The sequence below is a fragment of the Pradoshia eiseniae genome (assembly GCF_002946355.1).
In the GTDB taxonomy this organism is placed as follows: Bacteria; Bacillota; Bacilli; order Bacillales; family Pradoshiaceae; genus Pradoshia; species Pradoshia eiseniae.
The window spans coordinates 151,144-164,909 of the sequence record NZ_PKOZ01000005.1 but is presented as its reverse complement, the minus strand read 5'-3'; the positions used below and the strand labels follow the sequence as shown (position 1 = coordinate 164,909).

Below are 13,766 nucleotides of genomic sequence, written 5' to 3'. Positions count from 1 at the left end.
ACAGGACCATGCAAAGTGGAACAATCCATTTTACATGGTCCTTTTATTATGAAAATTCCTCTGTTATCGAAGGGAACCTGCATATACATAGAGACATACAATGATTTTATTTTTTGAAGAGCGGTTTAGGCGGTCGATGAATTCTTGGAACCATTCATTATTACCATCCGCACGAATAATTCAAGCAAGCGCGAATCACCAGTCAGCTCAGGATGAAAGGAGCTCACAAGTATATTGCGCTGTTTTGCTGCCACTATATGTCCGTCATGGGTAGCGAGAATCTCAACTTCCTCACTGGCTTGAAGACAATAGGGGGCTCGAATGAAAATCGCGTTAAAGGGCTTATCCAATCCCTTTATAGTGAGTGATGTTTCAAAACTCGACCGCTGACGTCCGGAAGCATTCCGCTGAACCGCTAAATCAATCAGACCGAGGGGGAGGTCAGGATTGCCGGTAACATCTCGCGCGAGCAGGACCATGCCAGCACAGGTACCGAAGATGGGTTTATTAAATGATTGAATTGCTTCTGTTAAACCATATATGTCCATGAGCCTTTTGATAGCCGTGCTTTCTCCGCCAGGGATGATGAGTCCATCTAATGATGAAAGCTCTGAAGGCTTTTTGATGATGGCTGTTGTACAGCCAATGGATTCAAGTTGTTTGATATGCTCCGATACTGCCCCTTGCAGGCCGAGCACACCAACGTGTGGCATCCTCATTACCAGCCTCGCTCTTGCATTCGGCTTTCGGCAGGAATGGCTGCTATCTCAATTCCCTTCATGGGGCTGCCTAGTTCAGCTGATAGTTTGCCGATTAGCTCGTAATCTTTGTAGTGAGTTGTTGCTTGTACAATCGCTTGTGCAAATTTCTCTGGTGAGTCTGATTTGAAAATGCCTGATCCGACGAAGACGCCATCAGCCCCAAGCTCCATCATCAGGGCAGCATCTGCCGGTGTCGCAATTCCCCCTGCCGCGAAGTTGACAACAGGCAAGCTGCCCTCTTCCTTGATTTGAAGCAGAATATCGTACGGAGCTCCTAAGTTTTTCGCCTCAGTCATGAGCTCATCCTCATTCATATGGATGACCTTTCGAACCTGCGCCTGGACCTTTCGCATATGGCGGACAGCTTCAACAATATTACCTGTACCTGGTTCTCCCTTCGTGCGCAGCATGGAGGCACCTTCCCCGATCCTTCTTGCTGCTTCTCCGAGGTCGCGGCATCCGCAGACGAATGGGACAGTAAAAGCCCTCTTTTGAAGGTGATACTCTTCATCTGCAGGCGTTAAAACTTCACTTTCATCAATGTAATCGACACCCATGGCCTCGAGTACGCGTGCTTCCACGATATGGCCAATCCGTGCTTTCGCCATCACAGGGATAGACACGGCCTTCATGACCTCTTCTACGATACGCGGGTCTGCCATTCTTGCAACCCCGCCAGCCTTGCGAATGTCAGAAGGAACACGTTCAAGAGCCATGACGGCAACAGCTCCCGCTGCTTCAGCAATTTTGGCTTGCTCCGCATTGACAACATCCATGATAACCCCGCCCTTTTGCATTTGGGCCATACCTCGTTTGACTGCTTCAGTGCCTACAGCCTCTCTCATAAAATTAGCACCATCCTTTTTCAATTTTAAAAATAGTGTGATTGTTGTATGGTATAAGTATAGAGGAAACAGACCCCATTAAAAGATTCAGTTTTAATCATTTTAATGGTGTCAGTGAGGGAGAAAAGATGAATAGATTAGCGTGTGAACTAAACCGTGATAGCCGAATTCCAATCTATGAGCAGCTGTATGTTTTTATCAAAAATGAAATCATGTCCGGCAGATTACCGTATCAAACGAAGCTACCTTCGAAACGGAATCTCTCTGATTACCTGCAAATCAGTCAAAATACAGTAGATGCAGCTTATCAGCAATTGGTTGCAGAGGGATATATTGAGGTGCTTCCTCGGAAAGGATACTATTGTTTGGCCTCAAAGGATTTGGAATACATACAGCCTGGGGAAAGCTGCTCAGAAAAGAGGGATGAGCCGGGTGAGCAGATTATTCAATCCTTTCATCCGAGTCATATTGATGTCAGCGTGTTCCCCTTCAAGACGTGGAGGAGATTGGCAAAGGATTTGATTGATTTCAATAACCAAGATTTATTATTGCTTGGCGACCCCTTTGGTGAAATGGAACTAAGAAGAGAGATTGCGACCTATTTGTACCATGCAAGAGGTGTCATTTGTGAGCCTCGGCAAATTATCATTGGAGCAGGCCTTGAAATCCTGCTGCAGCAATTGGTCCTCTTATTTGGCAGCCAGGCAAAATATGGCGTTGAAAACCCTGGTTATCAGGTCATGAACCGTATCATGCGCCATTTCCCGAATAAGGTTCGGGCTGTAGGAGTGGATGAGGATGGGTTAAAGATTGATGAGGTCTTGCAAGGGAATATGGATATTCTCTATACAACACCATCCCATCATTTCCCGTTTGGGACCGTCCTGTCCTATAATCGGCGTGTTCAATTGCTTTCATGGGCAGCTGAATCGAAGGAGAGGTTCATTATCGAGGATGATTATGACAGTGAATTCCGCTATAGCGGCAAATCTATTCCCTCACTTGCAAGCATGGACAGCTTTGGGAAGGTGATTTATTTCGGTTCCTTCTCCAAATCCTTAATGCCGTCCATTCGTATTAGCTTCATGGTTCTGCCAGATGAATTACTTTCCCGCTATCAAGAAGCAGGATTCGGGCATTCCTCCGTATCGAGGATGGATCAGCATCTTCTAGCTCGTTTTATGCGTGATGGGGAATTTGAGCGTCATCTGAACCGGATGCGGAAGGTGTATCGTAGGAAATTAGAAATAGTACTAGAACATTTGAAGCCTCATAGGGAAATTCTTTCCGTAATCGGCGAGAAATCAGGCCTTCATATTGCACTTGTTGTCCATAATGGGATGAATGAGGAGCAAATAAAGGAACGGGCAAGGGAGAAAGGGATTCTCCTGCACACTCTTTCTGATTATTCTATCGTGAAGGAGGATTTTCCTCCAACCATCGTGCTTGGTTTTGCCGGGATAGCAGAGGCTGAGCTTGGACAGTCCATTGACCGACTATTAGGGTGTCTTAATAGTTGAAAATATAGAAAATAAGCAATTCTCATTGCTCCTTATTATGTGTTATAGTAGGTTAAATTTATTTCATTATTACATCTTAAGAGATTACTAACATAGAAAAAGGGTGATTAGGATGGATTACAGCTTAATGAAAAGACGAATCAATGTAGCTTCAGGAAAGGAGCCGGCAGATCTTGTTGTTAAAGACGGCAAAATTTTGAATGTATTTACCGGTGAGATTCAGCATGGAGATATTGCGATTGTCGACGGGGTGATTGCTGGTATTGGTCAATACGAAGGCAAAAGAGAAGTAAATGCCGCAGGGCGATACATCAGCCCCTCTTTTATTGACGGCCATGTGCACATTGAATCCACAATGGTTAGCCCGTTGGAATTTGCAAAGGTTCAGGTGAAGAATGGTGTGACCGCTGTCATTGCTGACCCTCATGAAATTGCCAATGTATGTGGAGCAGATGGAATTCAATACATGATTGAACATACGGAGGGCCTCCCTTTTGATGCGTATTTCATGCTTCCATCCTGTGTTCCTGCTACGGAATTTGAAGAAGCGGGAGCGATTTTGAACAGTAAGGATCTAGCTCCATTTTATGAACAGCCGCGTGTACTTGGACTTGCGGAGGTCATGAATTATCAAGCCGTGCTTGAGAGCGAGCCTTCCATGGTTGAGAAACTGCTGGATGCAAGGAAACAGCATAAATTGATTGATGGTCATGCTGCTGGTTTGTCTGGGAAAGCCATTAATGTATATATGGCTGCCGGTATTCATACGGATCATGAGTGTACGACTGCGGAAGAGGCAAAGGCCCGTCTTGAGAAGGGGATGTATCTCATGATTCGGGAAGGGACTGTCGCAAAGGATTTGAAGCAGATCATCGGGGCCGTTAATGAGCGGAACGCGAGAAGATGCCTGTTTGTAACAGATGACCGCCATTTGGATGACGTCATGATGGAGGGCAGCATTAATAATTGTATCAAATTAGCCATTGCAGAAGGTATTCCTGTCATGACGGCCTATCAAATGGCAACCTTGAATGCGGCTGAATGCTTCCGTCTGAACAATCAAGGAGCGCTTGCTCCAGGCTATAAAGCAGACTTTTTAATGCTTGATAGTCTTGAAGAGGTTGCCATCCATTCTGTCTATAAGAACGGGAAATGTATCGTAAGCGAAGGTTCTGTCCAGGGATTCCCAGAGGACTATCCGTATGCTATAGCGGATAATCTGGCGAATACCGTTTCCCTCGGTAAGATTGAGTTGAAGGATTTGACAATCAAGTTGAAGGGGGAAGAAGCAAATATCATTGGCATCATTCCGAACAGCCTAATCACCAAACGTCTCATCGAGAAGACGAATCGGACAAAGGAGGGCTTCTTCAAATCGGATACCCATCTTGATCATCTAAAGATTGCTCTTATTGAACGGCATAACGCGACAGGCAAGATTGGCCTCGGAATTGTTAAGGGGCTAGGGCTGAAATCAGGAGCTTTGGCCACGACGGTTGCACATGATTCTCATAATTTAATTGTCACTGGCACGAATGATGAAGACATGCTGGCAGCCATTCAGGAGCTTGAAAAAAGCCGAGGAGGGCTGGTCATTGTCAGTGAAGGAAAAGTGCGGGCCAAGCTTGCTTTGCCAATAGCAGGCTTGATGTCAATGGAAAGCGCAAATGCTGTCTACGGACAATTGAGCGAAATGAATCAAGTATTAGCTGACTTAGGGGTTTCACAGGACTTCAATCCATTCCTGACCCTGTCATTCCTGGCACTTCCGGTTATTCCGGCATGTAAGATTACGATTGATGGACTCTTCGATGTCACGGAGTTCAAACATATCTCGATTGATGCCTAAAATGAAAAGCTGGCCTCCATAAAAAATCCTCATGATTTTTTTGAGGCCAGTTTTTTTATATTTTCCATTCATTTATGGTTTCGATTTCTTAATTATACATAGTCTATTGAACATGATAAAAAAACAGGCGGATCTTTCCGCCTGTACGAAGAGTAAGTCTTATTGTTTAATGACTTGATGCAATTCATCTGAAAGACGGCGCATGCCTTCCGGGCTTAATATGATTTTGCCGTTGGCGAGTGTAATATTGTTGTTGCTCACCTCGCCTGTAATGATGCACGCTTTACCGGGCATGTATTTCTGAAGGATAATTTGATCTTCATCCGTGAAGATTTCAATGGAGTCCTTTATGTTAATATCCAAGGTACGTCTCAATTCAATCGGAAGAACAATGCGTCCAAGTTCGTCGACCTTTCTGACTATACCAGTAGATTTCATTGAGTATCACATTCTTTCCCTTTTTATAGAATAATAGTATTAATTTGACAAATAGTAAATAGAAATGACAGTTATTAATAATACTGTAATATTTCGAAATCAAAATGTTTTGCTAAGTGAATATTCTCCTCCTTTCCTGTACATCCTAGCCTTGGAGGAGGTGTAATCAATGGCTAAAATAGGGGTAGAAGAATCTTTATCTGATGTTCAGCAGGCACTTCGTGATAAAGGTCATGAGGTAGTGCAGCTAAATCATGAACATGATGCTGCGAACTGTGACTGTTGTGTCATCTCTGGAATAGACCAGAACGTGATGGGCATGCAGGATGTTACAATTGAGGGTCCTGTCATTAATGCAGATGGATTAACGGCAGATCAAGTGTGCTCTGAAGTGGAAAGCAGACTTCAATAAGAGGATTGCACTAAATAGCGGCAATGAATGGAGAAATCTATTCATTGCCGCTATTTTTTGTGTAAAATGGAATAAAAAGGGGTTGTGCGATGGTGAGGGTTTTAATCATTGGGGCAGGCGGTATCGGCGGTTATTTTGGCGGCAGATTGACAGAGGCGGGGGCAGATGTGACTTTCCTGGTTCGGGAGAGAAGGAAACAAGAGCTAATGGAGCGAGGACTTGTCATCCAAAGTGTACATGGGGATTATACATGCAGGCCGAAGGTGCTAGTAAACGGGGAGGATGCTGCTCCTTTTGATTATGTCCTTTTAGCAGTGAAATCGTATCATTTGGAGAGTGCGATTAAGGATATGGCCTCCTATGTCTCAGATAGAACAGCTGTCATTCCACTCCTTAATGGGGTGACTCATTTGGGAGAATTGCAGAAGGCATTTGGCACAGAGCGTGTTCTCGGGGGACTTTGCTTCATTGAGACAACTCTAACAAATGATGGAGTTATTCGTCAGACGAGTAAATTCCATGATATCGTATTCGGTGAGCTGGATGGAAAGCCGACAGAGCGGGCACAGAGATTTGCTGATTTATGCAGCGGAGCATATATGAGTGCTAACCACAGCATTATGATTAAGAAGGATATGTGGGAGAAGTATCTCTTTATCACGCTCTTCTCCGGCATTACGACGATGATGAGAGCGGCGATTGGCATAATTAAAGAGACTGATTCCGGGATGCGTGTGATCGAAGGCTTGCTTGATGAGATTTTACTCATTTTCCAAGAACATCATGCACCCTTGGAAGATGGTGCGAGAGAACGGCAGATAGAGAAAATAAAGGCATTAGGATATGAAATGAAGTCTTCGATGCTTCGTGATATGGAAAAAGGATATAGGACTGAAGCGGACCATCTGCAAGGATATCTTCTTGAACTGGCTGAGCAGTACAATCTGGAGACACCCCTTCTTCATGCGTCATATGCACATTTGAAAATTTATGAGAAATCACTAGCAGAATAATAGTCTGAATGGTAAAGGAATCTTCTTTGATAGAAGGTTCCTTTTTTTATTTATTTTCACGTATGTTTATTTTTTATGACATTTGATTGACATATTTCCGATTTAAAGTAGTAGCTAGAAAGTTAGTTACATAACTGGCAACAACATGAGGAAGGACGGAAAAAGTAGATGAACTTTATCAAGAGAGCATTCTTGAGCGTAAAAGCAAAGAAGTGCAAAAGTCTATTACAGTTATTTGTCTTTACGGTTATCTGCGTTTTGGTATTGAGTGGATTATCAATCCAGAGTGCGGCTACGACGTCAGCAGAGCTTGCGAAGCAGCAGCTTGGCGGAACCGTGACACTGAGCTTTGATCAAGAAAAAATGATGCAGGAGCAGCGAGAGGCAAGAGAAAGTGCTGGGTCAGAGGAAGGCCGTGAGCCATTTCGTTTCTCACAAACGCCTGTTGAGGTAGAGGATGCCGAGGCACTAACAACTTTATCACAATTGAGCGGCTATAATTTCACTTCTAGCACACAGGCTGTGGCCAGCAATTTCGATCCGATTGAAGCTTCATCAAATGATACAGCGAGTGATTCAAATCCAATGGGTGTAAGAATGCCTGATATGGGAATGGCTGATGCAGATGTGACCCTTCAAGGAGTGGTTTTCACTGATGCAACCACTGATTTTATGGATGGAAATGCAGAAATGATTGAGGGGACACATATTTCGGATGAACATATTGGTGAAAATGTCGCCATTATGGAAGAAACATTAGCAGAGGAAAATGATTTATCTGTCGGTGATAAGATTACAGTTGCCTCTTCTAGCGATGAGGATAAAACAGTAAAAGCAGAGATTATCGGAATCTACAAAACGACCTCCGCATCAACTGATCCTATGGGAATGAGTTTTACTTCCATGAACCCGTATAATCAAATTTATGTTCCTTATACATTAGCTAATGAAATTAAAGGCGAAGATTATGAGGGTACCATCGACAGTGCAACTTATTATATGGCAGATCCTGCCGATACAGATGCATTCATTGAGGATGCAGTAGCAATGGATGTCATTGATTTAGATACATATAAATTGGACGCAAATGACAGTCTTTATCAGCAAATGGTAGAGCCAATCAATAATGTCGCCTCTTTCTCTAAAAACATCGTTTATTTAGTGACCATTGCAGGTGCGATTATTTTAGGATTAATTGTGATGCTCGGAATTCGCGAGCGAAAGTATGAAATGGGTGTCCTTCTAGCGATAGGTGAGAAAAAAGGGAAATTAATCGGGCAGTTTATTGTTGAAATTCTTATTATAGCTGTCTTTGCGATTGGAATCGCTTCGCTGACAGGTAATTTAGTAGCTGATAAGATTGGTGACCAGCTCCTCTCGCAACAAGAAGAGTCTTCTGCAAATTCACGTGCAGATATAACTGAATTTGGCGGAAGAGGCATGCAAATGGGCCCTCCAAGAGGATTCGTCGGTCCAGGTCAACCAAATAATCAAGCGGATGCAGATGTTCAAGCAGTTGATCTTGATGTTCAAGTAACGGGGGCTGATCTTGGCAAGCTTGCTGGAATTGGCTTATTGATTGCTGTCATCGCGACATTAATCCCTTCATTATCGGTACTTCGATTGCAGCCTAAAGCGATTCTTTCAAGACAGGACTAAGGAGGAGAAATGAATGACTAATTTACTGGAATTCAAGGATGTAAGTTATTGGTATAAGTTTGGGAATAAAAATCAAGACATACTAAAGAACATTAATGTATCCTTTAATAAAGGGCTTTTCTATACCATTGTAGGTCCTTCAGGGTCCGGGAAGACAACCTTCCTTGCGTTAGCAAGTGCGCTCGATATGCCTAAGGGTGGAGAAGTGCTGTATGAGGGGAAGGATATTAAGAAAATTGGCTACTCCAAATTTCGGAACAAATATGTCTCGATTGTATTCCAGTCCTATAATCTGCTTCCTTATATGACAGCCTTGCAAAATATCACGACGGCCATGGAAATCACGGGAGCGAAGGTGGATAATCGTCGTGCCTATGCGATTGAGATGCTGAAGAAGGTCGGTATTAATGAGAAACAGGCCAATCAGAAGGTACTTACCTTGAGCGGCGGCCAGCAGCAGCGTGTATCGATTGCGCGTGCCCTATGCTGTCAATCTGATTTGATTGTGGCCGATGAGCCAACAGGAAATTTAGATGAGGATACAGCGAGTGAGATTATTGAATTATTCCTTGATCTCGCCCATAAGGAAGATAAATGCGTCATTGTTGTTACGCATGACCATAATTTATCTAAGATATCTGACGTGAACATTCGCTTATCCAAAGGCGAAATCACCGTTTCAAATACAGAAAAGCCAGTATTGGTGTAAGATAAGAGTAAACAAAAGATCTCCGAAAAACTTCGGGGATTTTTGTCCTATTCGTTTTTATTAGGGAGTGTTGCAGGATGCATAAGATATTGATTGTTGAAGATGAAATAGCCATCAGCCAAGTATTGAAGGCATATTTGAAAAAAGCCGGCTATGAGACAAAACAAGTGTATACAGGCGAAGAAGCACTCGATGCGTTCCGTGGGTATAATCCAGATTTGGTGCTGCTCGATGTGATGCTCCCGGGAAAAAACGGATGGGATATTCTAAAGGGCATCCGTTCAGAAAGCACGTGCCCTGTTATAATGCTGACTGCCCTTGGCGATGTGAACTACCGGCTTACAGGCTTGAATGACGGAGCGGATGATTATATCACGAAGCCATTTGTTGGTGATGAGGTAGTGGCAAGGGTACAGGCTGTATTAAGAAGGTCCATTAAGGTTATTGATGATAAAGAACGGAAGCAATATGGCTCCTTATCAATCAACATGAAGTCCCATACGGTTTCATTGCATGGCATTGAGCTTGACTTAACTCCACGTGATCTCGCTTTGCTCATTTTTTTTGGCCAGCATCCGAACCAGCTGTTTACACGCGACCAGCTGATTGAACATGTATGGGGACTGGATTATGATGGCAGTGACCGCGCAGTCGATTTATCCATTAAGAGGCTTCGGAAGGCTTTGAAGAATTGGCCAAGCACTGAGGGAGAAATCAAAACTCTGCGGGGATTGGGGTATCAGTTGAGTGTCTACGATAAAAAATAAGCGTAAGTTAACGAACATATTTGGCCTCTTGAAAGGCAAGTTTACTGACGAGCAGGACGAGGAGAAAAGAATTAGTCTTCTGCGCTATTGGACGATTCGATACCTCGTTACCCTTGTTATTGGCTTGACTATCATCGGTTTTGTTACCGGAATCATCATCCGGCAATCGACGTTGAATAAGAATCTCGCCATTGACCGCTATTTGGCGGAGGAAGTAGCCGCACGCATGCTCGATCAAATAGTTGGGACAGATATTCCGACAGACGGCGATGCAGAGTTGTTTTATAATCGGCAGAAGCTGCTTGAGCTCAGCGGAAGTCCATCGATTTACGTTGTGGATACGAATGGATCGATACTGATGGAGAACCGCTCAAAAGATCATTTGAATATCTCTTCCTTTTCACAGAAATTAATTTCAAGTAATAAAGAAGTACGGAAGTTAAAGAATATTGACGGAAAAGATTATTATTTGGTCAAGCGTCCAATAGCCTTGAATGATTCTGTACTTGGCTGGATTGTGGTCATCCAGTCAGAGGAGGAATTGACAGCAGTCGACCAGGAGTACAAGCTCTTGTTCCTGATGGTCATTAGTGCAGCTCTTCTTGGCTGGGCGGCAATCTATATTCTCTCTAGACGCTTGCTTAAGCCAATTGAAAATGTGGCTAAAGCTGCGAAGCAAGTTGAGGCAGGCAATTATGATATCGAATTAAATGAAAAGGTGAAGGAGCAAGAGGTGTATGATCTTGTTCACTCATTTAAAGAAATGGCTTATAAGCTTGAACAATTAGAATCAATCAGGGCGGAGCTGCTTGCTGGTGTTACGCATGAATTGAAGACCCCTGTCACCTCCATCAGCGGACTTTTACAGGCGGTTAATGATGAGGTTGTAACAGGGGAGGAGGCAAAGGAGTTTCTAGCTATCTCCTTACAGGAAACGAATCGATTGCAGAAGATGGTTAGTGATTTGCTTGATTTCAACTCATTCGCAGCCAATGCGATTCCCGTAAACAAGAAGCCAATTTATATTGGAGAAAGCCTTAAGGAGATGGTCTATCAATGGAGCCTTATTCAGGATAATGTGCCTATTGAGGTAACCATCGATAAACCGGATGAAGATATCGAGATATATACGGATGTGCTTCGCCTACAGCAAATTCTCTTGAATTTGCTCAATAATGCAAGGCAGGCTATTCAAGGGAAAGGCAAGATAACAATTACCATCTGTTTAGCAGATGCCCACTGGGTGGCAATAGATTTTCAGGATAACGGACCTGGTATCCCGGCTGCGGAGCAAGATTTGATATTTGAGCGATTCTATCGCGGTGAAGAAAAGAAATATAAGGTTAGAGGACTAGGGCTTGGGCTTCCTTTCAGTAAAATGTTAGCAAGAGCCATGGGGGGCGATTTGAAGCTGAAAGAAAGCAGCCAGGATGGAACTATTTTTACCATTACGCTTCCCTTTGATGATTAAGAATATGGTAAATGGAGGCTTTCGGACATAAGCTTCCATTTGCTTTATTAAGATCCAAGGTGCATGCATTTTGTTTTAAATGAATCATAAAAAATTATTAGTTTGACATTTTTCTGACACAATGCTCGGATATAGTAGTATTAGAAGGAAATGACTAGTCTGCGGTAATTATATATATAAAGAAGCAAAACAGGTAAGGAGAGGAATAGAATGGATTTCACTAATCGGAATGAACATGATGATTTGGAGGAAAAAAAGCCAAATGAACATGGGCCAATTAATGAAACAAGCAGTGATGAAGCAAACGGTGAGTACCGAAGCCATAAAATTAACCCAACCTATCTATCCTATCAAGGATATCATGAACTGAACTCTGCTCAAAAGGACAAGGAGACTTATGAACAATCTGCCCAGGAATCCGTTGACTCCATTATACTAGAAAAGCCAACGGAAAGGGAACCCGCAGAAAGCAGAACATCAAAAGAGAAGAGCAGATGGGTCACCCCTCTCGTTACAGCGCTGCTAAGTGCAGTGATTGTTCTTGGTTCCGGCTCGTATTTCGGCTTTGTTGATTTGACTGGAATCCTGCCCGGCGGTGAGGATGGAACGGTGAAATCGGTTGAAACAGCCGTTGCCAAGGTTGATGACAAGGATGGACTGCAAATAGACGAGACTTCTGTCTCCACAAGCGACACAATTAAGATGATTAATAAGGTATCTCCGGCAGTCGTTGGTGTGGTCAACATTCAGAAGATGAGCCCGGAAAATTATTATAATTATGGATTGCCAACTTCAGAGGAAGAGGGCTCACAAAATAAAGAATCGGGAACTGGTTCTGGCGTTATCTTTAAAAAGGATGGCGATCATGCCTATATCGTGACGAATAACCATGTCATTGAAGGTGCCGATTCGATAGAAGTATATTTAGCGAATGAGACAAAGGTAGAAGCAAAGCTGATCGGCGCAGATGCATTAACAGACCTTGCTGTCCTGGAAATAAGCAGCGAAAATGTCAAAGAGGTCGCGGAATTTGGCGATTCTGATAAATTGAGTGTCGGCCAGGAGGTGCTAGCAATCGGAAACCCGCTAGGTCTCGATTTCTCCGGTTCAGTCACACAAGGAATCATAAGCGGTTTACAGCGCACGGTGACTGTATCCACATCCGCTGGTGAATGGGACATGGATGTCATCCAGACAGATGCTGCTATCAATCCTGGAAACAGCGGAGGGGCACTCGTGAATCTAAGCGGTCAGGTCATTGGGATCAATAGCATGAAAATCTCTTCAGATGGTGTGGAAGGTATTGGGTTTGCAATTCCGTCCCAAGAAGCGAAAACCATTGTTAATGATCTCCTGGCAGATGGTTCAGTGCAGCGCGCATATGTAGGTGTTGGCTTGCAATCGATTGCGGAGATTCCGCAATATGTGCTTGAACGTCAGCTTAAGCTTCCAGCTGATGTAACAAACGGCTTGGTCGTCACACAGGTCGAGGCTGAATCACCTGCTGCACAAGCTGGAATCGAAGCCTACGATGTGATTGTGTCCATTGATGATACCGAGGTATCTAGTCTTAGCGAATTTAGAAAATATTTGTACAGCCAAACAAAGAATGGTGATACCGTCAAAATCAAGCTTTATCGTGATGGTGTTGTTAAAACCGTCACAGTAACGCTAACAGAGAAATAAAACTTAGTGAATAACGGTTGCTATCTTCCCTCCTAGGATAGCTGACTTTATTTGAATAGAGAAGATTTCGCTAAAGGAACTTGATTCGTTCAAGTTCCTTTAGGTTTAAGGCAGATTCAGTCGAATCTGTCTTTTTTATGGTTTGTTTTTTGGCTGTTCGTATGGAATGTTAATTAATTTATGCTCAATGAGCCGAATCTATTTACACAACAACTCTACCTGTTTATCAAACTCGGCGTTACGTTTATAGTACACGCCATTAAATTTCGATAATTTAAAGTCACCAATTTCTTCGTTTTGATGAAATGCTTTAACTGAACAACCATCATAAATTAAAAGAAAATCTCGTTCTTCCTGGTTTTCGTCACGTATAAATCTTAGCTCATCAACATTTGCTGTCCATTTGTTAATCCTTTCAATATCAGTTATTTCTCTAAAATTAATATTTTTATCTTTGATGACAATTTTATCTATGCCTTTATTTAAATAGATTGATTTGAAGGATTCCTCATCATCTTTTTGGCAGGATATTAGGCATGCTGTTAATACTAGTAGGGTAATATATAAAAGCAGTGATTTCATCACTTTGCACCTCCAATTTATTTAAAACTTTCCTATTCTTATTTCTATCTGTAA

General features: G+C 43.0%; 13 protein-coding genes. 9 read left to right on the top strand and 4 right to left on the bottom strand.

From position 1 onward, the window contains the following. Positions 1-125: 125 nt before the first annotated feature. Both pdxT and pdxS read right to left on the bottom strand, forming a co-directional pair. Entirely contained in the window at positions 126-713 is a 588-nt protein-coding gene (pdxT, locus tag CYL18_RS10755; RefSeq protein WP_104849582.1) for a pyridoxal 5'-phosphate synthase glutaminase subunit PdxT, read from the bottom strand. A 5-nt stretch (positions 714-718) separates the two neighbouring features. Then, positions 719-1,606: a pyridoxal 5'-phosphate synthase lyase subunit PdxS gene (pdxS, locus tag CYL18_RS10750; RefSeq protein ID WP_104849508.1), complete on the bottom strand. Its 888-nt coding sequence runs from the start codon at positions 1,604-1,606 to the stop codon at positions 719-721. 128 nt (positions 1,607-1,734) lie between these two features. Between pdxS and pdxR the strand changes: the two genes are divergently transcribed. Together pdxR and ade are read left to right on the top strand one after the other, a co-directional pair. Further along, the gene (pdxR, locus tag CYL18_RS10745) at positions 1,735-3,126 is read left to right on the top strand and encodes a MocR-like pyridoxine biosynthesis transcription factor PdxR (RefSeq protein ID WP_104849507.1); all 1,392 of its coding nucleotides are present in this window, start codon (positions 1,735-1,737) and stop codon (positions 3,124-3,126) included. Between the two features lie 112 nt (positions 3,127-3,238). Further along, positions 3,239-4,975 carry an adenine deaminase gene (gene ade / locus CYL18_RS10740; protein WP_104849506.1) on the top strand — a complete coding sequence of 579 codons (1,737 nt, stop codon included), beginning with the start codon at positions 3,239-3,241 and terminating at the stop codon, positions 4,973-4,975. A 159-nt stretch (positions 4,976-5,134) separates the two neighbouring features. On the opposite strand, the gene CYL18_RS10735 is transcribed toward ade, so the two are convergent. Beyond that, positions 5,135-5,413, bottom strand: coding sequence for an AbrB/MazE/SpoVT family DNA-binding domain-containing protein (locus CYL18_RS10735; RefSeq protein ID WP_104849505.1), 279 nt, complete (start codon positions 5,411-5,413; stop codon positions 5,135-5,137). Between the two features lie 169 nt (positions 5,414-5,582). Here CYL18_RS10735 and CYL18_RS10730 point away from each other — a divergent pair, with 169 nt between their 5' ends. The 7 genes from CYL18_RS10730 (at position 5,583) to CYL18_RS10700 (ending at position 13,130) form a co-directional block, all read left to right on the top strand. Further along, complete coding sequence (locus CYL18_RS10730) at positions 5,583-5,825, top strand: YkuS family protein (RefSeq protein ID WP_104849504.1); 243 nt, start codon at positions 5,583-5,585, stop codon at positions 5,823-5,825. Between the two features lie 92 nt (positions 5,826-5,917). Further along, the gene (locus tag CYL18_RS10725) at positions 5,918-6,838 is read left to right on the top strand and encodes a ketopantoate reductase family protein (RefSeq protein ID WP_104849581.1); all 921 of its coding nucleotides are present in this window, start codon (positions 5,918-5,920) and stop codon (positions 6,836-6,838) included. A gap of 168 nt (positions 6,839-7,006) precedes the next feature. Then, positions 7,007-8,497, top strand: a complete 1,491-nt coding sequence (locus CYL18_RS10720; protein WP_104849503.1) for an ABC transporter permease — start codon at positions 7,007-7,009, stop codon at positions 8,495-8,497. Between the two features lie 13 nt (positions 8,498-8,510). Next, positions 8,511-9,206 carry an ABC transporter ATP-binding protein gene (locus CYL18_RS10715; protein WP_104849502.1) on the top strand — a complete coding sequence of 232 codons (696 nt, stop codon included), beginning with the start codon at positions 8,511-8,513 and terminating at the stop codon, positions 9,204-9,206. A gap of 77 nt (positions 9,207-9,283) precedes the next feature. Further along, positions 9,284-9,973: a response regulator transcription factor gene (locus tag CYL18_RS10710; RefSeq protein ID WP_104849501.1), complete on the top strand. Its 690-nt coding sequence runs from the start codon at positions 9,284-9,286 to the stop codon at positions 9,971-9,973. Further along, on the top strand, positions 9,954-11,444 hold the full coding sequence (locus CYL18_RS10705) for a HAMP domain-containing sensor histidine kinase (RefSeq protein WP_236636383.1): 1,491 nt from the start codon (positions 9,954-9,956) through the stop codon (positions 11,442-11,444). The genes CYL18_RS10710 and CYL18_RS10705 overlap by 20 nt, the downstream gene beginning before the upstream one ends. Before the next feature lie 210 nt (positions 11,445-11,654). Next, positions 11,655-13,130 carry a S1C family serine protease gene (locus CYL18_RS10700; RefSeq protein WP_104849500.1) on the top strand — a complete coding sequence of 492 codons (1,476 nt, stop codon included), beginning with the start codon at positions 11,655-11,657 and terminating at the stop codon, positions 13,128-13,130. Positions 13,131-13,328: 198 nt separating this feature from the next. On the opposite strand, the gene CYL18_RS10695 is transcribed toward CYL18_RS10700, so the two are convergent. Beyond that, entirely contained in the window at positions 13,329-13,715 is a 387-nt protein-coding gene (locus tag CYL18_RS10695) for a hypothetical protein (protein ID WP_146102843.1), read from the bottom strand. Positions 13,716-13,766 lie beyond the last annotated feature (51 nt).

Excerpts from the sequence above, each read along its gene's own strand:
- pdxT (WP_104849582.1), bottom strand. The coding sequence starts at position 713 with ATGCCACACGTTGGTGTGCTCGGCCTGCAAGGGGCAGTATCGGAGCAT.
- pdxS (WP_104849508.1), bottom strand. The coding sequence starts at position 1,606 with ATGAGAGAGGCTGTAGGCACTGAAGCAGTCAAACGAGGTATGGCCCAA.
- pdxR (WP_104849507.1), top strand. The coding sequence starts at position 1,735 with ATGAATAGATTAGCGTGTGAACTAAACCGTGATAGCCGAATTCCAATC.
- ade (WP_104849506.1), top strand. The coding sequence starts at position 3,239 with ATGGATTACAGCTTAATGAAAAGACGAATCAATGTAGCTTCAGGAAAG.
- CYL18_RS10735 (WP_104849505.1), bottom strand. The coding sequence starts at position 5,413 with ATGAAATCTACTGGTATAGTCAGAAAGGTCGACGAACTTGGACGCATT.
- CYL18_RS10730 (WP_104849504.1), top strand. The coding sequence starts at position 5,583 with ATGGCTAAAATAGGGGTAGAAGAATCTTTATCTGATGTTCAGCAGGCA.
- CYL18_RS10720 (WP_104849503.1), top strand. The coding sequence starts at position 7,007 with ATGAACTTTATCAAGAGAGCATTCTTGAGCGTAAAAGCAAAGAAGTGC.
- CYL18_RS10715 (WP_104849502.1), top strand. The coding sequence starts at position 8,511 with ATGACTAATTTACTGGAATTCAAGGATGTAAGTTATTGGTATAAGTTT.
- CYL18_RS10710 (WP_104849501.1), top strand. The coding sequence starts at position 9,284 with ATGCATAAGATATTGATTGTTGAAGATGAAATAGCCATCAGCCAAGTA.
- CYL18_RS10700 (WP_104849500.1), top strand. The coding sequence starts at position 11,655 with ATGGATTTCACTAATCGGAATGAACATGATGATTTGGAGGAAAAAAAG.